This window comes from Janthinobacterium sp. SUN137, from assembly GCF_030587265.1.
GTDB classification, from domain to species: Bacteria; Pseudomonadota; Gammaproteobacteria; order Burkholderiales; family Burkholderiaceae_D; genus Janthinobacterium; species Janthinobacterium kumbetense.
This window is the reverse complement of sequence record NZ_JAPWHZ010000006.1, coordinates 101740-124677: the sequence shown is the minus strand read 5'-3', so window position 1 is coordinate 124677 and position 22938 is coordinate 101740. Positions and strand designations below refer to the sequence as shown.

Annotated in this window: 26 protein-coding genes; 13 read left to right on the top strand and 13 right to left on the bottom strand. The window is 63.8% G+C overall.

The annotated features are described in order from the left end of the window. The first annotated feature begins 24 nt into the window (after positions 1–24). The 4 genes from O3298_RS27200 (at position 25) to O3298_RS27185 (ending at position 2649) form a co-directional block, all read left to right on the top strand. Entirely contained in the window at positions 25–1164 is a 1140-nt protein-coding gene (locus O3298_RS27200) for a cytochrome-c peroxidase (protein WP_305061014.1), read from the top strand. A gap of 275 nt (positions 1165–1439) precedes the next feature. Beyond that, positions 1440–1625, top strand: coding sequence for a hypothetical protein (locus O3298_RS27195; RefSeq protein WP_289906814.1), 186 nt, complete (start codon positions 1440–1442; stop codon positions 1623–1625). 78 nt (positions 1626–1703) lie between these two features. Beyond that, positions 1704–2084 (top strand): glutaredoxin family protein, encoded by a 381-nt coding sequence (locus tag O3298_RS27190; protein WP_289913612.1) that lies wholly within the window; start codon positions 1704–1706, stop codon positions 2082–2084. A 364-nt stretch (positions 2085–2448) separates the two neighbouring features. Further along, on the top strand, positions 2449–2649 hold the full coding sequence (locus tag O3298_RS27185; RefSeq protein ID WP_289913615.1) for a hypothetical protein: 201 nt from the start codon (positions 2449–2451) through the stop codon (positions 2647–2649). Between the two features lie 53 nt (positions 2650–2702). Here the strand turns inward: O3298_RS27185 and O3298_RS27180 are convergent, their stop codons facing one another. Next, entirely contained in the window at positions 2703–3257 is a 555-nt protein-coding gene (locus tag O3298_RS27180) for a cob(I)yrinic acid a,c-diamide adenosyltransferase (RefSeq protein WP_305061013.1), read from the bottom strand. A gap of 150 nt (positions 3258–3407) precedes the next feature. Between O3298_RS27180 and O3298_RS27175 the strand changes: the two genes are divergently transcribed. The 3 genes from O3298_RS27175 to glcF are packed head-to-tail and all read left to right on the top strand — an operon-like array spanning position 3408 to position 7228. Beyond that, the gene (locus tag O3298_RS27175) at positions 3408–4898 is read left to right on the top strand and encodes an FAD-linked oxidase C-terminal domain-containing protein (RefSeq protein WP_289913616.1); all 1491 of its coding nucleotides are present in this window, start codon (positions 3408–3410) and stop codon (positions 4896–4898) included. Positions 4899–4914: 16 nt separating this feature from the next. Continuing rightward, a complete protein-coding gene (glcE, locus tag O3298_RS27170; RefSeq protein WP_305061012.1) occupies positions 4915–5985 on the top strand; it encodes a glycolate oxidase subunit GlcE in 1071 nt (356 codons plus the stop codon). A gap of 4 nt (positions 5986–5989) precedes the next feature. Beyond that, the gene (gene glcF / locus O3298_RS27165; protein ID WP_305061011.1) at positions 5990–7228 is read left to right on the top strand and encodes a glycolate oxidase subunit GlcF; all 1239 of its coding nucleotides are present in this window, start codon (positions 5990–5992) and stop codon (positions 7226–7228) included. Here the strand turns inward: glcF and O3298_RS27160 are convergent. The 4 genes from O3298_RS27160 to O3298_RS27145 form a co-directional block, all read right to left on the bottom strand. Continuing rightward, positions 7221–9332: a bifunctional diguanylate cyclase/phosphodiesterase gene (locus tag O3298_RS27160; protein WP_099665478.1), complete on the bottom strand. Its 2112-nt coding sequence runs from the start codon at positions 9330–9332 to the stop codon at positions 7221–7223. The genes glcF and O3298_RS27160 overlap by 8 nt on opposite strands. A gap of 185 nt (positions 9333–9517) precedes the next feature. Then, positions 9518–10003, bottom strand: a complete 486-nt coding sequence (locus O3298_RS27155; RefSeq protein ID WP_305061010.1) for a glutathione peroxidase — start codon at positions 10001–10003, stop codon at positions 9518–9520. Between the two features lies 1 nt (position 10004). Next, a complete protein-coding gene (locus tag O3298_RS27150) occupies positions 10005–11144 on the bottom strand; it encodes a PilT/PilU family type 4a pilus ATPase (RefSeq protein WP_305061009.1) in 1140 nt (379 codons plus the stop codon). A gap of 3 nt (positions 11145–11147) precedes the next feature. Next, positions 11148–12191: a type IV pilus twitching motility protein PilT gene (locus tag O3298_RS27145; RefSeq protein ID WP_099665476.1), complete on the bottom strand. Its 1044-nt coding sequence runs from the start codon at positions 12189–12191 to the stop codon at positions 11148–11150. 70 nt (positions 12192–12261) lie between these two features. Between O3298_RS27145 and O3298_RS27140 the strand changes: the two genes are divergently transcribed. Both O3298_RS27140 and proC read left to right on the top strand, forming a co-directional pair. Further along, positions 12262–12963: a YggS family pyridoxal phosphate-dependent enzyme gene (locus tag O3298_RS27140; RefSeq protein ID WP_305061008.1), complete on the top strand. Its 702-nt coding sequence runs from the start codon at positions 12262–12264 to the stop codon at positions 12961–12963. 22 nt (positions 12964–12985) lie between these two features. After that, on the top strand, positions 12986–13816 hold the full coding sequence (gene proC / locus O3298_RS27135) for a pyrroline-5-carboxylate reductase (protein ID WP_305061007.1): 831 nt from the start codon (positions 12986–12988) through the stop codon (positions 13814–13816). On the opposite strand, the gene O3298_RS27130 is transcribed toward proC, so the two are convergent. From O3298_RS27130 to O3298_RS27095, 8 genes are all read right to left on the bottom strand, one after another. Continuing rightward, positions 13817–14533 (bottom strand): anti-sigma factor domain-containing protein, encoded by a 717-nt coding sequence (locus tag O3298_RS27130; RefSeq protein WP_305061006.1) that lies wholly within the window; start codon positions 14531–14533, stop codon positions 13817–13819. Then, positions 14530–15087 (bottom strand): sigma-70 family RNA polymerase sigma factor, encoded by a 558-nt coding sequence (locus O3298_RS27125; RefSeq protein WP_305061005.1) that lies wholly within the window; start codon positions 15085–15087, stop codon positions 14530–14532. Before O3298_RS27125 ends, O3298_RS27130 begins: the two co-directional genes overlap by 4 nt. 92 nt (positions 15088–15179) lie before the next feature. Next, a complete protein-coding gene (locus O3298_RS27120; RefSeq protein WP_305061004.1) occupies positions 15180–15737 on the bottom strand; it encodes a DUF3455 domain-containing protein in 558 nt (185 codons plus the stop codon). A 90-nt stretch (positions 15738–15827) separates the two neighbouring features. Next, positions 15828–16175, bottom strand: coding sequence for a hypothetical protein (locus tag O3298_RS27115; RefSeq protein ID WP_077399688.1), 348 nt, complete (start codon positions 16173–16175; stop codon positions 15828–15830). Continuing rightward, entirely contained in the window at positions 16172–16558 is a 387-nt protein-coding gene (locus O3298_RS27110; protein ID WP_305061003.1) for a phage holin family protein, read from the bottom strand. Before O3298_RS27110 ends, O3298_RS27115 begins: the two co-directional genes overlap by 4 nt. Before the next feature lie 56 nt (positions 16559–16614). Continuing rightward, the gene (locus tag O3298_RS27105; RefSeq protein ID WP_099665471.1) at positions 16615–16971 is read right to left on the bottom strand and encodes a DUF883 family protein; all 357 of its coding nucleotides are present in this window, start codon (positions 16969–16971) and stop codon (positions 16615–16617) included. A gap of 108 nt (positions 16972–17079) precedes the next feature. Continuing rightward, complete coding sequence (ubiA, locus tag O3298_RS27100) at positions 17080–17934, bottom strand: 4-hydroxybenzoate octaprenyltransferase (RefSeq protein ID WP_034784859.1); 855 nt, start codon at positions 17932–17934, stop codon at positions 17080–17082. A gap of 77 nt (positions 17935–18011) precedes the next feature. Then, a complete protein-coding gene (locus O3298_RS27095; protein WP_305061002.1) occupies positions 18012–18950 on the bottom strand; it encodes a hydrogen peroxide-inducible genes activator in 939 nt (312 codons plus the stop codon). A gap of 137 nt (positions 18951–19087) precedes the next feature. Here O3298_RS27095 and O3298_RS27090 point away from each other — a divergent pair, with 137 nt between their 5' ends. The 4 genes from O3298_RS27090 to O3298_RS27075 all read left to right on the top strand — a co-directional run bounded on the left by O3298_RS27090 (position 19088) and on the right by O3298_RS27075 (position 22937). Continuing rightward, complete coding sequence (locus tag O3298_RS27090; protein ID WP_077399697.1) at positions 19088–19327, top strand: DUF3717 domain-containing protein; 240 nt, start codon at positions 19088–19090, stop codon at positions 19325–19327. Positions 19328–19371: 44 nt separating this feature from the next. Then, positions 19372–19854: a D-glycero-beta-D-manno-heptose 1-phosphate adenylyltransferase gene (rfaE2, locus tag O3298_RS27085; RefSeq protein ID WP_289900394.1), complete on the top strand. Its 483-nt coding sequence runs from the start codon at positions 19372–19374 to the stop codon at positions 19852–19854. Positions 19855–19980: 126 nt separating this feature from the next. Then, positions 19981–21465, top strand: coding sequence for a hypothetical protein (locus O3298_RS27080; protein WP_305061001.1), 1485 nt, complete (start codon positions 19981–19983; stop codon positions 21463–21465). Continuing rightward, positions 21462–22937, top strand: a complete 1476-nt coding sequence (locus O3298_RS27075) for a hypothetical protein (RefSeq protein ID WP_251351046.1) — start codon at positions 21462–21464, stop codon at positions 22935–22937. Before O3298_RS27080 ends, O3298_RS27075 begins: the two co-directional genes overlap by 4 nt. The last annotated feature ends 1 nt before the right edge of the window (position 22938 follow it).

Here is a 22938-nt window from a genome sequence, read left to right as displayed (position 1 = left end):
GCGTACAAAAGAGGAATGAGCGACGTGTATAGATTTACAGCAGGAAAGACCGGATGGGTGGCCGCAGCGCTGCTGGCCATGACAGTGGGATTGCCTGCAGGAGGGGATGCGGCGGCGCGCGAAGCCACTACCACCGTTTGCGCCACGCCGGCGGGCTGGAATTCAGCCTGTCTGCGCCAGGCGTATGCCCGTCCCATTGCCGACTGGCCCCGTCCGCACCTGCCCGTCGGCGTGGCCGCCGCGGAAATGGCGCCCGTCTCGGCCATACCTGTGCCGCCCGTGGCACCGGCCGTCGCGGCGCTGGGGCAGCGCTTGTTCAACGACCCGCGCTTGTCGCGCGCGAACGCGGTGGCCTGCATCAGCTGCCACAGTCCCGCGCACAGCTTCGCCGACAGCAAGCGCGTTTCCGTGGGACACGAAGGCCGCCTGGGCCAGCGCAATGCGCCGGGCCTGCTGGGCGTGGGCCAGATCAAGCCGCTGTTCTGGGATGGCCGCGCCGCCACCCTGGAAGAGCAGGCGCTGGGCCCCTTGCAGCATCCGGACGAGATGGCCATGGACGTGCCGGCCCTGGCGGCCAAGCTGTCCGCGCTCGATGACTATCCGGCGCAGTTCGACGCCGCCTTCGGCAGGGGCGCCGGCGTGACCTTGCCGCGCATCTTGACGGCGCTGGCCGACTACCAGCGCACTTTGTTGCCACCCGTCACCCGTTTCGATACCTTCCTGGAAGGCCGGCGTGCGGACTTGAACGACCGCGAGCTGCTGGGCCTGCACCTGTTCCGCACCAAGGCGCGCTGCATGACTTGCCACAGCGGCACCTTGCTGACGGACCAGCAATTCCACAACCTGGGATTGACGTATTACGGGCGCAAGAAATATGAAGACCTGGGACGTTACCTGGTGACGGGCAAGGATGAGGACGTGGGCAAGTTCCGCACGCCCGGTTTGCGCGGCGTGGCGCAATCGGGGCCGTGGATGCACAACGGCCTGTTCCCGCAGATGGTGGGTTTGCTGAACATGTACAACGCGGGCATGTCGCGCCCCGTGCCGCAGAATGCGCAGCAGGCGGCCGATCCGAAGTTTCCCGTCACGTCGCCCCTGCTGCAGCGTTTGCAGCTGACGTCCGATGAAATCATCGCGCTGAAGAGTTTTCTCGAAGTGCTATAGCCTGCTATGGCCGCTCGGCCGGCTGCGCCCGCAGCCGGCCTTTACCTGCTTGCGGCGCCGATATTGTATAGACGTTTGGCGCCTCCCAATCTCTCCAAATTCCACATTCGATGGGCTTTCCCGATATATTTTCCAAAGTGGAAATTTATCGAAAGGAAACGTTGACTCTAAAATAAGTGCGGTCTATATTCGATTTTGTAGCAAGCAAAGATGAAATTTCTTACGACTGGTCTGACGCGATTGCCTGAGGCAATCGCCAACATGGAGAGTAGTAAATGAAAAAGATTGCAGCATTTATTTTTACCCTGGGATTGAGTGCATCCTATGCCTACGCTTCGGATATCGGCTGCTCTGCCTGCGAGGAAGAATGGCGGGAATGCACGATGCAAAATGGCGAGAGGTCCCCATTTTGCATCGGCAGTTACAAAGCCTGCCTGAAAGTCTGCGAAATCGGTGCCTGATACCCGTGCGTTGCAAGGCGGGCGGCAAGCACATGCTGCGTCGTCCGCCATCGATCATTTTCGCCTCTGACAATACTTATGATGCAGAAAAAAATTAAAACCATCGCCATGTATGGCGTGATATTGGCCGCCGGCCTGGGCAGCGGTTATGGCCTGTCTTTATTGCCTGGTTTATTCAAATCGACTTACACGGAAGGCAATTACGCCGCGTATTTCCCGAATGCCCAGGCGAAGGTGGTGTTGTACGGCACGGACTGGTGCGGCTATTGCGCCAAGACGCGCGCGTACTTCAAGGAAAACAAGATCGACTTTGTCGATCTCGATATCGAAAAATCGCCGGAAGCGAGAAAAGCCCATGAAGAACTCGGCGGCGGCGGCGTGCCCGTGGTGTTGATCGGCAACCGCAAGATCCAGGGTTTCAATACGGGCGCGCTGGAAGCGGCGCTGAAGAAAATCTGATTGCCGGATGGCGCGTAAGAGACGGCGCGCCATGGATGTTGCCCCTCGTCTGACATTTCTGCAAAGGAGTACCGATGTTTAAAAAACTGGGTTTCTTTTTGTTTGCCATGGGCCTCAGCGCCTCGTATGCGATCGCCGGTGGCGGCGATCCGGAATGCTACTCGCAGTGTAACGCCGAGCTGGAACAGTGCATGACCAGCCAGCCGGGGTCGCCAGGCGCGTGCAGAAGGATGCAACAGATTTGCTACGCCAGCTGCGATCCGATCTTGCCATAAATGAGGATGGCCGGTCGCCAGCATCCTGGCTGGGCCGGCTGCATCACCTCAACCGTCCTGCAGTCCCTCATTCCCGAAAAGGAGTGCTTATGTTCAAAAAGCTGGGTTTCTTTTTGTTTGCCATGGGCGTTAGCGCTTCGTATGCGATCGCCGGCGACGGCGACCTGGAATGCTATCTGACTTGCGATGACAACCTGGAACAGTGCATGATTAAAAATCCGATGTCGCCAGGTGCCTGTACCAAGGCACACATGCTATGCAACGACCGCTGTGATCCGTACTTGCCATAAATAAATAATTTTACCGGCCAGCCAGTACGCTGGCCAAGCCGGCTTTGGATGCATTATCCCCGCGTGCGGTCATGCCGCCACAGCACGTCGCTGCCGCCGGCAAAGCGGTTCAGCACGCGCGACAGCACGAACAGCAGGTCCGACAGGCGGTTCACGTACTGGCGCGGATGTTCGTGCAGCGGTTCCGCATTGGCCAGTGCGACGATGTTGCGCTCGGCGCGGCGGCACACGGTGCGGCACACATGCGCCAGCGAGGCGGCGCGCGAACCGGCCGGCAGGATGAATTCGCTCAAGGCCGGCAAGTCCGCATTGTATTTCACCAGCAAGTCGTCGAGGCGCAGCACGTGCTCTTCCTTGATCAACTGGTAGCCGGGGATGCAGATTTCTCCGCCCAGGTCGAACAGATCGTGCTGGATGGCCACCAGTTCGTCGCGCAAGGCGTCGGGCATGGCTTCGCACAGCAGCAATCCCAGATTCGAATTGAGTTCGTCCACGTCGCCCATGGCATGGATGCGTGCGCTGTCCTTGCTGGTGCGGCTGCCGTCGCCCAGGCCGGTGCTGCCATTGTCGCCCGTGCGCGTGGCGATTTTCGAAAGTCGGTTGCCCATGATGTCGATCCTGTAAAGAAGAATGGGGGCAGCATACGACACCGCGCGCCGCCTGGCCCCGGATTTGCCCGCAAATAGGACAAAAAATGCGCTGTGCGCCGCTTTTGTGCTTACAATCGTTGCACGCCCATGCACTTTTGCTCACATCCTATGCTCAATGCCGCCCCTGAATCCGGATTGACCGCCGCGCGCCAGCAAGCCGTCGTCGCGGCCCTGCTGGCCGTGCTGCCGGCCCGCTGCGTGCTGTCCGACGCCGAAGATACGCGCCCGTACGAATGCGATGGCCTGGCCGCCTACCGCCAGCTGCCGATGGTGGTGACGTTGCCGGATACGGAAGAACAGGTCATCGCCATCCTCGGCGTCTGCCGCGCGTTGAAGGTGCCGATCGTGCCGCGCGGCGCGGGCACGGGCCTGTCGGGCGGCGCCTTGCCCATCGCCGACGGCGTGGTGCTGTCGACGGCGCGTTTGAACCGCATCGTGCGCCTTGATGCGTATGCGCGCACGGCCGTGGTGCAGCCGGGTGTGCGCAACCTGGCCATTTCCGAAGCGGCGGCGCAACATGCCTTGTACTACGCGCCCGACCCGTCCTCGCAAATCGCCTGCAGCATCGGCGGCAACGTGGCGGAAAACTCGGGCGGCGTGCATTGTCTCAAATACGGCTTGACCGTGCACAATGTGCTGCGCGTGCGGGTTGTTACCATTGATGGTGACGTGCTGGAACTGGGCGGCGAATGCCTGGACTCGCCCGGCCTCGACTTGCTGGCCGTCTTCATCGGCTCCGAAGGCATGCTGGGCATCGTCACGGAAGTGACGGTCAAGCTGATCCCGAAGCCGGCCACGGCGAGGGTCATCATGGCATCCTTTGACGACGTCGTCACGGGCGGCAATGCCGTGGCCAACGTGATCGCGGCCGGCATCATCCCGGCCGGCCTGGAAATGATGGACCGGACGTCGTCGCGCATGGTCGAACCGTTCGTCAAGGCCGGCTACGACATCGACGCGGCCGCTATCTTGCTGTGCGAAGCGGATGGCACGCACGAGGAAGTGGAAGAGGAAATCGCCCGCATGACGGCCGTGCTGGAAGGGGCGGGCGCCAGCGCCATCGCCGTGTCGCAGTCGGAAGCGGAGCGCATGAAATTCTGGTCCGGCCGCAAGAACGCCTTTCCCGCGGCGGGACGCATCTCGCCCGACTACTACTGCATGGACGGCACCATCCCGCGCAAGCGCCTGGCCGAAGTCCTGACGGGCATCGCCGGCATGGAAACGACGCATGGCTTGCGCTGCGCCAACGTGTTCCACGCGGGCGACGGCAATTTGCACCCCTTGATCCTGTTCGACGCCAACATGCCCGGCGAATTCGAGCGCGCCGAAGCGTTTGGCGCGGACATCCTGGCCCTGTGCGTGGCCGTGGGCGGCACCATCACGGGCGAACATGGCGTGGGCATGGAAAAGATCAATTCCATGTGCGTGCAATTTACGCGCGCCGAACTCGATGCCTTCTTTGCCGTCAAGCGCGCCTTCGATCCCCATGCCTTGCTGAACCCGGACAAGGCGATTCCCACCTTGAACCGCTGCGCCGAATTCGGCAAGATGCATGTGACGGCGGGACGCCTGCCGTTCGCCAACCTGCCCCGTTTTTAATTTTCCGGAGACCCCCTTGCAAGCGATAGCGGAACAATTCAGGCAGCAGATCCTGGCGGCCAGCGCGGCGGGCCGCCCCTTGCGCCTGCGCGGCGGCGGCACGAAGGACTGGTATGGCCAGCAACTGGCAGGCGAGGTGCTCGATACGCGCGCGTATGCGGGCATCATCGACTATGAACCGACGGAACTGGTGATCACGGCCCGCTGCGGCACGCCGCTGGCCGAGATCGAGGCGGCGCTGGCCGCGCGCAACCAGATGCTGGCCTTCGAGCCGCCCCATTTCGGGCCGGGCGCCACGGTGGGCGGCGTCGTCGCCAGCGCCCTGTCCGGCCCGCGCCGCGCCAGCGCGGGAGCCTTGCGCGACTTTGTGCTGGGCGCCGTGCTGATGGATGGCCATGGCCAGCGCCTGGCCTTCGGCGGGCAGGTGATGAAGAACGTGGCCGGCTACGATGTCTCGCGCCTGCTGGCGGGGTCCCTGGGCACCCTGGGCCTGATCCTGGAAGTGTCGCTGAAGGTGCTGCCCTTGCCGCTGCGCGAAGCGACCTTGCGCCTGGAATGCGCGGAAATCGCTGCCTTGCGCATGCTCAATGAATGGGCGGGCAAGCCGCTGCCCATTTCCGCCAGTTGCTGGCATGACGGCGTCTTGAGCGTGCGCCTGTCCGGCGCCGAGGCGGCCGTGTCGGCGGCCCTGCAATCCTTGAAAGGCGAGCTGCTGGCAGCCGAAGACGCGGCCGCCTTCTGGCTGTCCGTGCGCGAGCAGACGCACGATTTCTTTGCCGGCCCGGGCAGCCTGTGGCGCCTGTCGCTGCCGCCGCACGCCAGCGCCGTGATTTTAAAGGGGCGCCAGCTGATCGAATGGGGCGGGGCGCAGCGCTGGCTCAAGCTCGACGGCGACGCCGATGCGGCAGGCAGCCAGCATATCCGCCAGGCCGTGGCCGCGCTTGGGGGCCACGCCACCCTGTTCCGCGGCGGCGACAAGGCCGTGGGCGTGTTCCATCCGCTGGCGCCGGCCATTGAAAAAATCCACCAGCGCCTGCGGCACGCTTTCGACCCGGCCGGCATCTTCAACCCGCACAGAATGACTTGAGCGCATGCAAACCAATCTCGCCGATTTCATCAAGAATACGCCGGCAGGCGACGAAGCCGAAGCCATCCTGCGCGCCTGCGTGCATTGCGGCTTTTGCACGGCCACCTGTCCCACCTACCAGTTGCTGGGCGATGAACTCGATGGCCCCCGTGGACGCATCTACCTGATCAAGCAAGTGCTCGAAGGCGCGCCCGTCACGGCCAAGACGCAGACGCACCTGGACCGCTGTCTGACCTGCCGCAACTGCGAATCGACCTGTCCGTCCGGGGTGCAGTACGGGCGCCTGGTCGACATCGGCCGCAACGTCGTCGAACAGCGCGTGCAGCGCCCCTTGCGCGAACGGGCGCTGCGCTTCGCCCTGAAGGAAGCCTTGCCGCGCCGCTGGCTGTTTACGCCCGTGTACAAGGCGGGGCAGGCGCTGCGGCCCTTGCTGTCGAAAGGCTTGCAGGACAAGCTGCGTCCCGGAGAAAAGGCCGGGGCATGGCCCGCGCGCCGGCATGCGCGCACCATGCTGCTGCTCGACGGCTGCGTGCAGCCGGCCATGTCGCCGAACATCAACGCGGCCACGGCGCGCGTGCTCGACGCCCTCGGCGTGCAGCTGATTGTCGCGACTAAGGCGGGCTGCTGCGGCGCGCTGCGCCATCACTTGAACGACCAGGAAGCGGCGCTGGACGACATGCGCCGCAATATCGACGCCTGGTGGCCCTACGTAGATTGCGTGGACAGCGCGGAAGCCATCGTCATGACGGCCTCCGGCTGCGGCGCCACGGTGAAGGAATATGGCCATCTGCTGGCGCACGACGCCCGCTATGCGGACAAGGCTCGGCGCATCGCGGCATTGACGCGCGACTTGTCCGAGATCATGCCCGCGTTCGAAGCGGAACTGGTGGCGCTGCTGCAAGGGCGCATCGGCAAGCGGGTGGCGTACCACCCGCCGTGCACCCTGCAGCACGGCCAGCAGGTGCGCGGCAAGGTGGAGCAGGTGCTGCGCGCCGTCGGCGTCGACGTGCGCCTGTGCGCCGACAGCCATCTGTGCTGCGGTTCGGCGGGCACGTATTCGATCCTGCAGCCGGCATTGTCGCAACAGTTGCGCGACAACAAGGTGGCGAACCTGGAAGCGTGCGAGCCGGAGATGATCGTGTCGGCGAATATCGGCTGCCTGAGCCACCTGCAGTCGGGCACGGAGACGCCCGTGCGGCACTGGATCGAACTGATCGACTCTGCCTTGACCCCGGTCAAATAGGCACTTCGCTGTATTGGGCGATGCGCCATTGCGGCGCCGGGATGAAATTGTTCGCCCACTCCAGCACGGCGTCGGCCGGCATGGGCCGGGCGATGCCGTAGCCTTGCGCCAGGTCGCAGCCCAGCTGGATCAATCGGGCGCCATGCTCGACGCTTTCCACGCCCTCGGCGATCACCGTCAAGCTGAAGGAGCGGGCCAGGCCGATGACGGCGCGCACCAGGTGCAGGTCGTCGCGGTCGTTGAGCATGTTGCGCACGAAACTCTGGTCGATCTTGACGATATTCGCCGGCAGGCGTTTTAAATATGACATCGAGGAGTAGCCGGTGCCGAAATCGTCGAGCGCAAACGTGATGCCCAGCGCCTGGCAGGCGCGGATGATGCGGCGCACGTCTTCGATGTCGTGCAGGGCCGACGATTCGAGGATTTCCAGTTCCAGCATGCTGGCGCGCACGCCGGGAAATTCGCCGAGGATGGTTTCCAGGCGCGAAACGAAGTCCGGTTGCTGGAAGTGGCGCGCCGCGATATTCACGCTGACGACCCAGTGCTTGCCGCAAGCGACCCAGCGCTGCATCTGCCACAGGGCCTGGCGCAGCACCCATTCGCCGATGTCGATGATCAAATCCGTCTGTTCCACCAGCGGCAGGAATTGCGCGGGCGCCAGCACGCCGCGGCGCGGGTGCTGCCAGCGCAGCAGCGCTTCCATGCCTACCACCGTGCCTGCGCGCATGTTCACCTTGGGCTGGTAGTACAGCCGCAGTTCGCCATTGATCAGGGCCTGGCGCACTTCCGTGCGCTGGTTGTGGTGGGTGCGCACTTCTTCATCGAGGTTGGTGTCGAAGAAGTGGTACTGGTTGCGCCCCGTCAGTTTCGCCTGGTAGACGGCGTGGTCGGCGTGGCGCAACAGGCTTTCCGTATTCAAGTCCTTGCCCGCGTAGACGGCGATGCCGACGCTGGCCGTCACGTGCAGCGCCTGCTGGTCGCCCTGGTAGGGGCGGCTCAGTTCCTGCAGCAATTGCGTGATGTTCTGTTCGATGCTGGCGATGCTGGCCTGGCCGCACAGCAGCAGGACGAATTCATCGCCGCCCAGGCGCGCCGCGTAGTGGATCTGGCCCGTAAAGCCGTGCAGGCGGCCGGCCACCTGCTTGAGGATTTCATCGCCCGCTTCGGCGCCGTAGCGGTCGTTGATGGCCTGGAAATGGTCGAGGTCGAACAGGCAGACGGCCAGCAGGCGCTGGCGTTCGCGCGCCAGGAACAGCTCCTGTTCGAAGCGGGCGGCCAGCGCGGCGCGGTTGGGCAGGCCCGTCAGCACGTCATTGTAGTTTTGCCACGACAGCTTTTGCAGCGCCTGCTGCATGTGCACGGTTTCGTTCAACTGTTCGCCCAGCTGGCGCTGGCTGGTCTTCAGCGAGGTCAGCAGTTCTTCGATATCGCCGGCCATGCCGTTGAACGACTGCGACACGGCTTGCGCTTCGGGCGTGGCGCCGGCCGCCAGGCGCACGGCGAAGTTGCCATCGCGGAAGCGGTCGGTCGCCTGCACGAGCCGCGCCAGCAGCTTGCGGTGCGACGCCAGGATCAAGCCCAGCAGGAGGAAGACGAGGACGATGTTGATGGTGCTGAGGACGGCCTGCCCGCGTACCCGTTGCCACACCTGCGCCAGGGGCAGGCCGGGCGTGTAATGCACGTCGAGGATGCCGTCGCCGCCATCCGGCAGCGCCACCGTCAGGCGGCTGCGGATGGCCGCCATGCCCGCCAGGCGTGCAAACCACGCCGGCACGCCGTCGGCCAGCGTGTCGGTCAGCTTGTTGTCGGCCAGCACTTCGACATGCGCGCCAGCCGTATCCCAGCGCATGGCGGCGAGGCTGCGGTTCAGCGGCAGGGCGCTGCGCAGCACTTGCCGCACGCTGTCGTGCATCGCATGCCGGTCCGTATGCACGGCCAGCGGCAGCACGCTATTGGCCAGGAACAGGTCGAGTTGCCGGGCTTCGCTCTGGTAGCGGGCATTGGCCAGCGCCGTTTCCGTCCCGAGCAGGGCGTGATAGCGAAAGGCGGAAACGGCGAGTATCAGGAAGGTAATAGGGATGAAGAGGCGGGAATAACTGCCCATCCGCATCCATGAAGATAATATTTTCCCAAAGACTGGCATCGTTTTATGATCGATATCTGCGAATAATTATGTAAACATTATCACCGATATTTGCTATTTGAAACACAATATTGATATCAAGCATGAAATAAATACAGTTTTATTGATTTCGCATGATTGTTGTCTTAAGTCAAAGTATTGCGCTTCTACTCTTGTAGCAATTGCCGTATGTCGTCCGCCAGGCTGGCCGGCTTGCTGGCCGTCGCATAGCGGCGAAATACGCTGCCATCCTTGCGCACCAGAAACTTGGTGAAATTCCATTTGATCGATTGCGTGCCCAATATGCCGGGCGCCGCCTGTTTTAATTGGGCAAAGACAGGATGGGTATGCGGGCCATTCACGTCGACCTTGGCAAACAGGGGAAAGGTGACGCCGAAGTTTTTTTCGCAAAAGGCGCCAATTTCCTCGTTCGAGCCCGGTTCCTGTTGCCGGAATTGATTGCAGGGAAAACCCAGCACGACCAGTCCCTGGTCGTGGAATTCGCGGTACAGCGCTTCGAGCCCTTGGTATTGCGGCGTGAAGCCGCAGGCGCTGGCCGTATTGACGATCAGCAGTACTTTGCCCTTGTAGCGCGCCAGGTCGACCGGTGTGCCGTCCAGCGCCTCGGCCTGGAAATCGTGGATGCTGGTCATGTCAGAGTAGTCCCAGTTTGGTGGCGCCCGCCTGCGGGGCCGGTTCCGGCGCCGCAGCGCCCTTGAGCTTGATCGTCAGGCGCAGGTCGTTGACGGAATCCGCATTGCGCAGCGCGTCTTCATAGCTGATGGCGCCCGCCTCGTGCAGGTCGAACAGGGCCTGGTCGAAAGTCTGCATGCCATGCTCGCGCGATTTTTTCATCAATTCCTTGATCTCGTGCACCTGGCCCTTGAAGATCAGGTCGCTCATCAGCGGCGAATTGAGCAGGATTTCCAGCGCCGCCTGGCGCCCGCCGCCATCCTTGTTGGGGATCAGCCGCTGCGAAATCATGCCCTTCAAATTCAGCGACAGGTCCATCAGCAACTGCTGGCGCCGCTCTTCGGGGAAGAAATTGATGATGCGGTCCAGCGCCTGATTGGCGTTGTTCGCGTGCAAGGTCGCCAGGCACAGATGGCCCGTCTCGGCAAACGCGATGGCGTGGTCCATGGTGTCGCGGTCGCGGATTTCGCCGATCTGTATCACGTCGGGCGCCTGGCGCAGGGTGTTTTTCAGGGCCGTGGCCCAGTCGTCCGTATCGACGCCCACTTCGCGCTGGGTGACGATGCAGTTGCCATGCGGATGGATGAATTCCACGGGGTCTTCGATGGTGATGATGTGGCCGTGGCTGTGGGCGTTGCGGTGGCCCACCATGGCCGCCAGGGTGGTCGACTTGCCGCAGCCCGTGGCGCCCACCATGATGACGAGGCCGCGCTTGCTCATCACGATGTCTTGCAGGATGGCGGGCAAGCCAAGGCCAGCGAGGGTGGGGATGGCGGTATTGATCAACCGCAAGACCATGCCTGCCTGGCCCATCTGCACGAAGGCGGATACGCGGAAACGTCCGAGTCCCTCCGGGCTGATGGCGAAATTGGCTTCGCGGCTGGACTCGAACTCGGCCGCCTGGCGCTCGTTCATGACGGCGCGCACGTAGCCGGCCGCCTGGGCCGCGTCAAGCGCGCCGCCAGCCAGCGGCGTCAGCTTACCGTCGAGCTTGATGGCGGCAGGAAAGCCGGCCGTGATGAACAGGTCGGAGCCGCCCCGTGCGCGCATCTGCGCCAGCAGCGCGTGCATGGCGCCATAGTGTTCGTGCGTCGTCTGCATGGCTTATCCGGGGAAGTTTTCAGGGGACTTGGCGGCCGAGCGGGCCGTTTCCGCCGAGATCGTGCCGCGCCGCACCAAGTCGGTGAGGCACTGGTCCAGGGTTTGCATGCCCACGTTGCTGCCCGTCTGGATGGCCGAATACATTTGCGCCACTTTCGCTTCGCGGATCAGGTTGCGCACGGCAGGCGTGGCCAGCATGATTTCATGCGCGGCCACGCGGCCCGCGCCGTCCTTGGTTTTCAGCAAGTTTTGCGAGATGACGGCTTGCAAGGATTCGGACAGCATGGCGCGCACCATTTCCTTTTCTTCGGCGGGGAAGACGTCGATGATGCGGTCGATGGACTTCGCCGCCGACGAGGTGTGCAGGGTGCCGAATACCAGGTGGCCCGTCTCGGCCGCCGTCAGCGCCAGGCGGATGGTTTCCAGGTCGCGCAATTCGCCCACCAAAATCACGTCCGGGTCTTCGCGCAGGGCCGAGCGCAGCGCATTGCTGAACGAATGCGTGTGCGAACCGACTTCGCGCTGGTTGATCAGGCATTTCTTCGGTTCATGCACGAATTCGATCGGGTCTTCGATGGTCAATATATGGTGGTTCAGGCGCTCATTGACGTGGTTCACCATGGCCGCCAGGGTGGTCGACTTGCCGGAACCCGTCGGGCCCGTCACCAGCACGAGTCCCCGCGGACGCATGGCCAGCTCGCCGAAGATGCGCGGCGCATTGAGTTCTTCCAGCGTCAGCACCTTGGAGGGAATCGTGCGCAGCACGGCCGAGGCACCCCGTTCCTGGTTGTAGGCATTGACGCGGAAGCGCGCCAGACCGGGAATCTCGAACGAAAAATCGCATTCCAGCGCTTCTTCATACGCCTTGCGCTGGCTGTCGTTCATGATGTCGTAGATCATGCTGTGCACTTCCTTGTGCTCGAGCGGCGCCACGTTCAGGCGGCGCACGTCGCCATTGACCCGTATCATCGGCGGCAGGCCGGAAGACAGGTGCAGGTCGGAAGCCTTGTTGCTGACGGAGAAAGCGAGTAGTTCGGAGATGTCCATTTATAATCCCTGTGCCTGCATTGATGGGCTGGCGCACTGTGCCGCCGCCCCTATACACTAGAAAATGATTATGTCCACAATCGAACAGAACTTGCAAGCCGTGCGCGACAGTATTGCGCAGGCCGCCTTGGAGGCGCAGCGCGCCCCTGGTGACGTGACCTTGCTGGCCGTGTCGAAAACCTTCGGCGCGGACGCCGTGCTGGCTGCCATGCGCGCGGGCCAGGCGGCGTTTGGCGAAAACTATCTGCAGGAAGCGCTCGACAAGATTAGTGCCGTCAAGCTTGCGCTACCGCAAGGCGCACCCGTCTGGCATTTCATCGGCCCCATCCAGAGCAACAAGACGCGCCCCATCGCCGAACATTTCGACTGGGTGCATACGGTGGAACGGGAAAAGATCGCCGCCCGCCTGTCCGAGCAGCGCCCGGCCGGCTTGCCGGACTTGAATATCTGCCTGCAAGTCAATATCAGCGGCGAAGCCAGCAAAAGCGGCGTGACGCCGGCTGACTTGCCGGCGCTGGCGCATGCCGTGGCGCAACTGCCCCGTTTGCGCCTGCGCGGCCTGATGGCCATTCCCGAGCCGGAAACGGATGTCGACCTGCAGCGCGCCGCCTTTGCGCAATTGCGCGCGCTGTACGACCAATTGAAGGCGGACGGCCTGGCGCTCGATACCTTGTCGATGGGCATGTCGGCCGACTTGCGCGCCGCCGTGCTGGAAGGCGCCACCATCGTGCGCGTGGGCAGCGCCATCTTTGGTTCCCGCAATTACTCTTAACTGATTGATAGAAAGCATAGCCATGACGACAGAATTGAATATCGCCTTTGTGGGCGGCGGCAATATGGCGGCGGCCCTGATCGCCGGCCTGGCGGGCAAGCTGACCCTGGGCGGCAATATCCACGTGATCGACCCGCATGCGCCGGCGCTGGAAAAATTGCAGGCGCAATTCGGCGTGACGACGGCTTCCGCCGCTGGCGACACCTTGCGCGGCGTGGACGTGATCGTGCTGGCCGTGAAACCGCAAAGCATGCGCGACGTGGCGGCGCAGTTGCTGCCCTTCCTCGACGGAAACAAGGCGCCATTGATCCTGTCGATCGCGGCCGGTATCCGCGCGGCCGACCTGTCGCGCTGGCTCGGCGATTATCGCGCCATCGTGCGCTGCATGCCGAACACGCCGGCCCTGATCGGCATGGGCATCACGGGCATGGTGGCCAGCAGCGGCGTGAGCGATGAGCAAAAGAAGACGGCGGACGCCATCCTGCGTGCCGTCGGCCAGACCGTCTGGCTCGATGATGAAGCGAAGATCGACCCTGTGACGGCCGTGTCCGGCAGCGGTCCCGCCTATGTGTTTTACTTTATCGAAGCGATGCAGCAGGCGGCCGCCGAGCTGGGCCTGACGCCGGAGCAGGGCACGCAGCTGGCGATTGCCACGTTTACGGGCGCGGCGCAGCTGGCGGCGAACTCCAGCGAACCCGTGTCCTTGCTGCGCGAGCGGGTCACGTCGAAGGGCGGCACGACGTATGCGGCGCTCACCAGCATGGAAGAGAGCGGCGTGAAGGCGGCCATCGTCAAGGGCATCAAGGCGGCCGCGCAGCGGGGGCGCGAGATGGGTGATGAGCTGTCGAAGTAATTAGATCACCTTGACGGCGCGGCCGATGTATAAAACCGGTCCCGTCGGCCGGCCTGTGGGCGAGCCCGTTACCGGTTCCAGGGTGATTTCAAACAGTTGCTCCGGCTGCAGCGGCGGCAGCTTGTCCAATGTCAACTTGAGGCTTTGTCCCGGCTTGACCAGGCCCAGCGAGACGGGTGCGCCCCAGTCCTTGCCCTTGGTCCAGAATTGCAGGGCCTTTTGCTGCGGCACGCTGGTCGGACCCAGCGGGATCAGGCTCAGGTCGCGGTTCTTGCCGCCGCGTCCGCCCGCCTGCACGATCCAGCCCGGCGATTTGTCTTGCGGCGCCACCAGCACCACCAGGTAGCCGGGTCCGCTGGATGCCTGCAGTTGCACGCTGACCAGCACGGCCAGCGCGGCCGTGGCCGCCAAGCCGCCGCCCGCCAGCACTCTCCAGAACGCCAGGCTGTTCCACCACGCTTGCCAGCCGCCCGCCTGCCGCACGGCCGAAGGCGTCAACAGGCTGGCGCTGATGCGCGGCCACAGCTGCGCCGAGGGCGTTTCGGGCGGCGCCAGGGTCGTCAAGGGCAGCAGACGCCGTTCCCAGGCTTCGACGGCGTCGCGCAAGGCTGCGTCGCGCGGCAAGCGCTGTTCCACTTCCGCCCGTTCGGCCAGCGCCAATGTGCCCAGCACGTATTCGCTGGCCAGCCTGTGCAATTCCTCGTCGCCGTTGATCATCCCATGCACTCCCGCAAGGCGGCCAGGCCCCGCTTGACCCAGGCCTTGACGGTCCCCAGCGGCGCTTGCAGGCGCTGCGCGATTTCGCTGTGGGAACAGCCGTCCACGTAGGCGTACAGGATGCTGTTGCGCTTCGATTCATCCAGGTGGCCCAGGCAATCGTGCAGCTTGCCCAGGTTCGCCTGGTCGGCATAGGCTTCGCCCGCATCGTGGCTGTGGCGTTCGTGCAGCAGGGTTTCCACGGTATCCTCGTCGGCCGGTACTTCATGGGCGCGGGCGCGCGCCACGTCCAGCGCCTGGTGCCGCACCACCACATAGATCCAGCCCTTGCCGCTGCCGCGCGTGGCGTCGAAACTGCCGGCGCGGCGCCAGATATTCAGGAAGGCGTCGTGCAGCACGTCTTCGGCCAGAGCCCGCTGGCGCACGATGCGCAGGGCCACGCCCAGCAGGTAGCGGCTTTCCTGCTGGTACAGGCCGTGCAATGCCTGCTGCTCGCCCCTGGCGCAGGCGCGCAGGGCGGCATCGTAATCGTAGGGGGCGGCTTGGGCTGGCAAGGTTGGCGCAATCGTCAAGAGTAAACGGTTAGCAAGTTTTCAAGGCCGAGTATAGGCCAGAAACCCGCTTGCCAACCGTTGTTTTCACTGATTTAGGCGGCCTTCCAGAAAATGTAATCGGCTTGATAGGGCACCCATTGTTTGGCGCCGATGCTTTCCATGCCGCAGGGGCTGCCTGGCGCCACGCCGCCGCTGGTGGCCACGCGCTGGATGTAGCTGACGCCCTGCATGGCGCCGCTGCCCGTGGCCGGATTGGCCTTCACCAGCTGGTACGGGATATTGCCCGCGCCGGCCGGCGCCACGGCCACTTGCGTCGCCGTCACTTTCGAGCCGTCCAGGTTGGCCCAGGTGGCCGGTGGACCGACATATGTGCCCACCTGCATGCCGCTGCGGTCGTTCAAGGCCGCGTCCGGTCCCACGAAAACCCATTCATGGCCCGTCATGTCTTTCTTGGCCTTGCATTCGTAGGCGATCTTGCCTACGCCCACGGTCTGCATGGCTACCTGGTGGCCATCGGGCACCTTGACGGCGTTCGGTAATTGTTCTTGCGAATAGCGCGCGCTCATGGGGGCGCAAGCGCTCAGCAGCAGGGCGGCGCCCAGCACAGCGAGGGCGGGAACGGCGTGGCGTGGGGCGGTGAAGGCAAGCATGGCGAACTCCTGGTAGTTGGCTCAACCGGCTGGTTGATACCATTACTACGCATGGGTCTGCCATTTGGATGCAGCCGGGTCAAAAATATTTTATGACGGCGTTTCTTTCTTGCTGAAACGCTGCGCCAGCGCCAGCAGGACGGGCATGGCCGTGGTGGCGTGCTTGAGCAGCGCGCCGCTGGCCCGCAGCAGCGGCAGGATGCGGCGCGGACGCACCAATGCCAGGCCCAGCACGGCGCCGCCCACCATCAGGGGAATTTTAAAGCGCGTGGCCAGGGTATGGCGCAGATTGCCGCCCGTCAGCGGTTCCAGCAACTGGCGCGTCTGCACGCCCAGGGCCAGGCGCTGCAGCGCGCATTCGGCCAGCAGCGCGTCGCGCCGCTGCGCCAGGCTGGCGGCCGTGTGGACGCTGGACAATTTGGTGGGGTGCGTGGTCATGGCTGCTCCGATCCCCGGCGTGCCAGCAATTGCAGCTCGTCCAGGTCTTTGTTCAGTTCGGAAAGTGTAAAAGAAAGCAGTTTCGGCTTGCTGCGGAAACTGGCGCGCACGCCCAGCAGGGTGGCGATGGCGGCGACGATGAAGACGGCGGCCGTGACGGCGATGGCGGCGATGCGGTGCGTATCCCAGAACAGCACGATGACGAGGAACACGATCAAGACGAGGCCGACAAACAGGCACAACAGTGCCAGCATGGCCAGCGCCAGATAGGACAGGAAGCGCAGCGACTCTTCTTCCATTTCCACGGCCGCCAGGGCCAGACGGGTCTGGACGATGGCGGCGAGGGTCGCTGCGACTTGGGCGACATGGTGCACGATAGCCATATGCTGCCTTTCGCGTCAGGTGACGGCCTGCGCCGTCGGTACCGCGTCGTTACAATCTAGCGGCGCGACGAGGAAAGCAGCAGACCGAACAGCACGCCGACGACGGCGCCCGCGCCCACGGCTTTCCAGGGATTGTCCTGCACGTATTCGTCGGTGGCCTTGGCCGCCTTCTTGGTGCGTTCGAGCAAGTCTTCTTCCAGCTTGATCAAGTCTTTCTTGGCCGTTTCCAGGGTGGCGATGAACTTGTCCTTGACGGCTTTGACATTCTCGCCCGTCTGATCCTTGGCGCCATCGAGCCAGCCTTCCGCTTCATCGATGACGGTCTTCAAGTCGCCGACCAGTTTGTCGCGGGCCTTGTCGGCGTCGGCGAGGATGCTGTCGCTGCTGGATTTTCCGGTATGTATCGAGCTCATGTATTACCTCATGGAAGTGAAACTGCACAGTGAAATACCAGTGTAGGCAGCTGCGGCCAGGCTTGTCTTGCGCCGCCTCAAGGGCTGCCGCGGCGCAAGGGTCATTGCTTAACGGAAAGCAAAGTCCAGTACCACGCCCGCAAATACCGCCGCTCCTAGCCAGTTATTATGCCGGAATGCCGCAAAACACGGCATACGCTCGCGTGCGCGGATCAAGGTGTAGTGATAAACGGCGCAGCCTGCCGCCACCAGCAAGCCCGCGACGAACCAGTAACGCAAGCCCAGATACCAGCCGCATGCCAGCCACAGCAGCAGGAAAACGGCATAGCAGGCCATGACGATGGCCACGTCGTAGCGGCCGAAGGTGATGGCCGAGGTCTTGATGCCGATCTTCAAGTCGTCGTCGCGGTCGACCATCGCGTATTCCGTATCGTAGGCCACGGCCCAGAAGACATTGCCCAGCAGCAGCAGCCAGGCGACGGCGGGCACGGCATCCGTGATGGCGGCAAAACCCATGGGAATGCCGAAGCCGAAGGCGATGCCGAGATACGCTTGCGGAATCGCAAAGAAACGCTTGAAATAGGGATAGGTGCCGGCGATGATGACGGCGGCCACGGATAGCTGCTTGGTCAGCGCGTTGAGGGGCAGGATCAGGCAAAAGGCCAGCACGGTCAGCACGCCTGCCACGGCCAGCGCTTCCTTGCCGCTGATGCGTCCGCTGGTGATGGGACGCTCGGCCGTGCGCTTGACGAATTTGTCGATATCCTGGTCGGCATAGTCATTGATGGCGCAGCCAGCCGAGCGCATCAGGAAAGTGCCGAGGGTAAAGATGAGCAGCAGCCGCCAGTCCGGCACGCCCTGCTGCGCCAGCCACAGCGCGCACAGGGTAGGCCACAGCAGCAATACGGTACCGATAGGCTTGTCCAGCCGTATCAGGCGGAAATACAGCGCCAGCTTGTTCATGGAAGACTCGATCTTGTTGAAGAGAAAGGTCGATTATCGCAAATAGTATGTAAATGTACTATTTTGCGCCTGGGGCGCTAGTCTTCGTCCTCGCACAGCGGCGTAATGCCGGGCAAATTGCAGCTGGCGATGGCCGCGCACAGGGCGTCGATGGCGGCCTTGCGCGTGAAACTCTTGCGCCACAGCATCACCACGCGGCGCGAGGGCACGGGGGCGGCGAAGGGCCGGTATTCGAGCATGCCGTCGGTGGCGTGCATATGGGCGACGGAGGCGCGCGGCAAGACCGTCAGGCCGATGCCGCTGGCCACCATGTGGCGGATGGTTTCCAGTGAGGACCCCTCAAACGTGCGCTGCATGCCATTGCCGGGCGAGGAAAAACGCGCCATTTCGGGGCACACTTCCAGCACCTGGTCGCGGAAACAGTGGCCATTGCCCAGCAGTAGCATGGTTTCCGATTTCAAGTCTTGCGCGGCGATTTTCTCGCGCGCCGTCCATGGATGCTGGCGCGGCATGGCGACGACGAACGGTTCGTCATACAGTTCCTGCATGGCCATGCCGTGTTCGGGCAGGGGCAGGGCCATGATAGCCACGTCCAGTTCGCCCTGGCGCAGCAATTCGAGCAGGCGAACCGTGAAGTTTTCCTGCAAGATCAAGGGCATCTGCGGTACCTGGTCTATCATGGCCTTGACCAGGGGCGGCAGCAGGTAGGGGCCGATCGTGTAGATCACGCCCAGGCGCAGGGGGCCGGCCAGCGGGTCCTTGTTTTGCTTGGCGAGTTCCTTGATGGCGGCCGTCTGTTCCAGCACGCGCTCGGCTTGCGCAATGATCTGCGCGCCCAGGGGCGTGACGGAGATTTCCGCGCCGCCCCGTTCGAACAGGACCACGCCCAATTCGTCTTCGAGTTTCTTGATGGCCACTGACAGGGTGGGCTGGGCAACGAAGCAGGCTTCGGCGGCGTGGCCGAAGTGCTTCGCTCGCGCGACTGCAACGATATATTTCAGTTCAGTCAGTGTCATAGGTTGATTGAAACACAGGAAGTACTTACTTGCAATGAATGAAAGGTGGCGCAAACGTGAAACTGTGGCGCCGATGGCGTATTGTAGCGGATCGCCCCCTATAATGATGCGGGACCGGGCGTCGAAGGGAGATGGCGATGGAATTGCGGATGCAGGCGCTGGAAGCGGCGATCAATTACTGGCGTGCCAGGCAACCGGCGCGCGGCAACGAATATGCGCTGTCGCCGCCCGTCAGCCGCCTGGCCGGCGTGTATGCGCTGATGATTTATTACCGGCAAGATCGCATCGCCGAAGAGACCCTGGAACCGGCCGTCGTGGCCCTGATCGATGCCTGGCGCCGGGATGCCGGCGGCATCCAAGGCGATAGCCACGCCTGAGTGCGACCATGGCGTGACCCCATTTAACCCAACCAGAGATATCCATGCCTGATTTTGAAAACAAACTGTGCGGCCGCGACGAATTGCGCGCCCGCGCCGCAGCCCTGCCGAAGCCGGTGGTGGTGACGAACGGCGTGTTCGACATTTTGCACCGCGGCCACGTGACCTACCTGGCCCAGGCGCGCGCACTGGGCGCCTCGCTGATCGTTGCCGTGAATACCGATGCCTCGGTGAAACGCCTGGGCAAGGGCGATGACCGTCCCCTGAACAGCTGCGAAGACCGCATGGCCGTGCTGGCCGCGCTGGAAGCGGTGAGCCTGGTCGTGCCGTTCTCGGAAGACAGCGCCCTGGAAGTGGTGCAGGATATTGCGCCGGAAATCTATGCCAAGGGCGGCGACTACGACATGGCGGCCATTCCCGAAGGCCGCGCCGTGCTGGCGTATGGCGGCCAGGCCGTGGCCATCGATTTCGAGCATGACCGCTCGACCACTAAGTTGTTGACGAAAGTGCGGACGCAGCAAGGCTGAGGAAGCTCGTCAATGTTTCCATACAGATAAAAAGACGTTACTATGAGAACTGCCAGGGCTGCGACTTCGTTTCGTCAGCCCCAGCACGTTACACCGTCTGAATGCATTGCTAGTCATAGAAAATAAATGGATCATAAAACTTCTGGGGATTGGCCACTGCCTTCCGGCGCCTGGCACGTGGATGACGAGGGCGCGTGGACCATGCAGCGCAGCGCGGATGGTCAGAACGTCTCGCCCTTGGTGAGCCATGCCGATATCGGCAAGCTGATGCATGCGCGGCGCCTGCCCGCAGCAGCCGGTGCGCCCGTGCGCCAGTTTCCGCCCGAATTCGCGTTCGACCCCGCCTCGGGCGCGGCCTTGCAAGTGCCGCCTGCTACCTCCGCCACGCCGCCCTGGGTGCCGCCCTACGGCGCATCTCCCGTCAGCGACGTGCCGCCAACGGGCCCGGCCGGCTTGCGCCAGGCCAGCGCGCCCCTGAAACTGGCGGACCAGCGCGCGCGCGAAGAGCATGCGCAGGCCGATGTCTCGCTGCCGATGCCGCCGCCCGGCGAATACGAATTCTTTTCCGCCCAGTTCGGCACCAGCGCGCCCGCGCTGCTGGCGCTCGACCCGCGCAAGGCCGTCTTGCACGCCTGGCTGCCCGCCTCGAAACGCTGGCTGGCGCTGGACCCCGACTATGGCAGCTTGCTGGCCGAATCGGACCTGGCCCACGGCGCCTGGCGCGCCGAGCTGGTGCCGGAGTTTAACAGCGTGCTGGTCTTGCCGACCAGCCATGGCCTGGCCTGCATCCGTCCCGATGTGCCGTCGCTGACCTATGTGGTCGAGCACGTGGGCGGCGCGCCGTGCGCGGCCGCGCCCGTCTGGTTCCAGAACCGTCTGTGGGCGCCGCTGCGCGACGACGATGGCCGCCTCCGCTTCGTCAACCTTGATGCGCAACAAAAGCCGGGCAGCGACGTGCTGCTCGACGGCGTGGTTGACCTGGGCGCCGTCAGCGCGCCCGTCGCCTACAACCGCATGGCCGTGTGGCCCTGCGCCAACGGCCAGCTGCGCCTGCAATTGCAGCCGGACGGCAACGTGGCCGCCTCGTTTACCCCCTGGCCCGAAGGACTGGTGCCGCATTTCGAGTTCGGCAGCCCGTACGTGTCGCGCGACGGCGGCCTGTGGCAGCTGTGCTTCGAGCGCAGCCGCGGCACCTATGTCTACGTGAAACTGGGCGCGCAGTCCGAACGGGCCGATGCGCTGGCGCCGCGCCTGTGCTCGGGCAGCTTCAATTACCGCTTCGCCACCAAGCTGAAAACGGCGCCGTGGGAAGAGCCGGAACACGGCGACGACGGCGGCAAGAACCAGGCCGTCATGCCGCTGCTGGAATCGAGTGTGGGCAACAGCGTCTTCGGCGTGAAGTTTGCCACCAGCGCCGGCCTGTCGAGCGTGCTGCGCTCGAACGATCGCCTGGCGGCACAGCTGGTGCAGGACGACGAATTGCGCGAAAACGTGTTCCATACCTTTGCCGTCAGCGAACCGTGGCGCGTGCGCCTGTTTGTGCATGAAGGTACGCTGTGGGCTTACCACTCGCTGCTGTCGCGTATCGATGGCTGGGCCTTGCAGGCATGAAAGCGCGCGTCCTGATTGCGGCCGGCGCCGCCTTCCTCGCCTTCGCCAGTGCCAGCGTGCAGGCCGCCGGCATCCAGCAAGCGTTCCTCGTGCAGAATTCGGGCTGGATGGAGCCGTTCTACACGGATGAACACTCGCAGCTGAAAGCCCTGGTGGGCGCCGTGGCGCAGGCCGCTACAAACCCGTCCGATAAAGTGTATACCCTGGCCTTCAGCCAGAGCAGCGGCGCGCACGTGTCGCCGTCGCTGCTGGGGCAAGGGCAGGGCGGCGCCGGCGTGGCGGGCCAGCTGGCCAGCCTGGGCCTGGCGCGCAAGGGCGCCGGCGGCGCGCTGGCCGACACGGATTTCCAGGAAGCCGTGACGAAGACCATCACGGGCCCGTTCCAGTCCGCGTCCGGCATCGTGTGGATCTTTACCAATAACAAGAACAGCCCGAACAACGACAGCCAGACGGCCGAGCGCAACCGCGACTTTTACCGCTTGCTGCACCTGGAACCGTCGATCACCAAGACGGTGGTGTTTCCGCTGCGCATGCCCGTACAGGGCAAGCTGTACAGCGCCAAGGGCTTGATGGTGTATGCACTCGCGTATGGCCAGCCCGCATCCGAGGCCTTGACCCGCATCCTGGCCGAAGGGCGGCTGTCGCAAGTGCTGACGCGCCCGCCCGCGCGATTGAAACCGGTGGACCAGGATGCCGTGCGCATCGTGCCCCAGTCCGTCAAGAACAGCGCCAACGTGCACGCCAGCCTGGGCCGCGACGGGCGCACCATCGTGCTCGACGTCGATGCGGCGAACCTGGTGCCGCAAGTGGTGCTGCAGGCATCCTTGCAAAACATGTTTTTCCCGTACGTGATCGACAGCGCCAGGGTGCACGCCAGCCTGGCCGGGCAGAACGCGCCGCTGCACGTTGCGCCAGATCAAATCCGCCAGCTGCAGCCGGGCGCCAGCCAGTCCGTGCAAGTGCAGTTCGCGCTGCCGATGGCGCAGATCCCGTCGCCGTGGTCGGCGCAGGCGATCGCCGCCATGGGCAAGCAGGTGCTGCTGCCGATGCAGGCGCAGGTGGGCCTGTCGGAACAGCGGCTGGCGCTGGCGTCCAGCTTCGGCAAGGATTTGCAGGAACTGTTCCCTGGCGACCCGATCTCGGGCATGTTTACGCCGCCCGACAGCGTGCGCGCGTCGCAGGCGACGATACCGCTGCTGGTGCGCATCCAGTATCCGCTGCTGCCCGTGCTGGTGATACTGGGCGGCGTGCTGGCGCTCGTGCTCGGCTTGCTGGCGCTGGGCCTGGTCAGTACGCGCGCCACGCGCTACAAGGTGATGGCCGACGGCGTGCAGCGGCAAGTGTTATTAAAACCATTTAAAAGCGTGCAGATCCGCGACGATGACGGCCGCGACATTGGCGAACTCAAGCGTGGCTTGGGCAAGCCGTCCGTCGTGCGCGTGGCCGAAGGCCATGCCTTGACCCTGGCCTGAA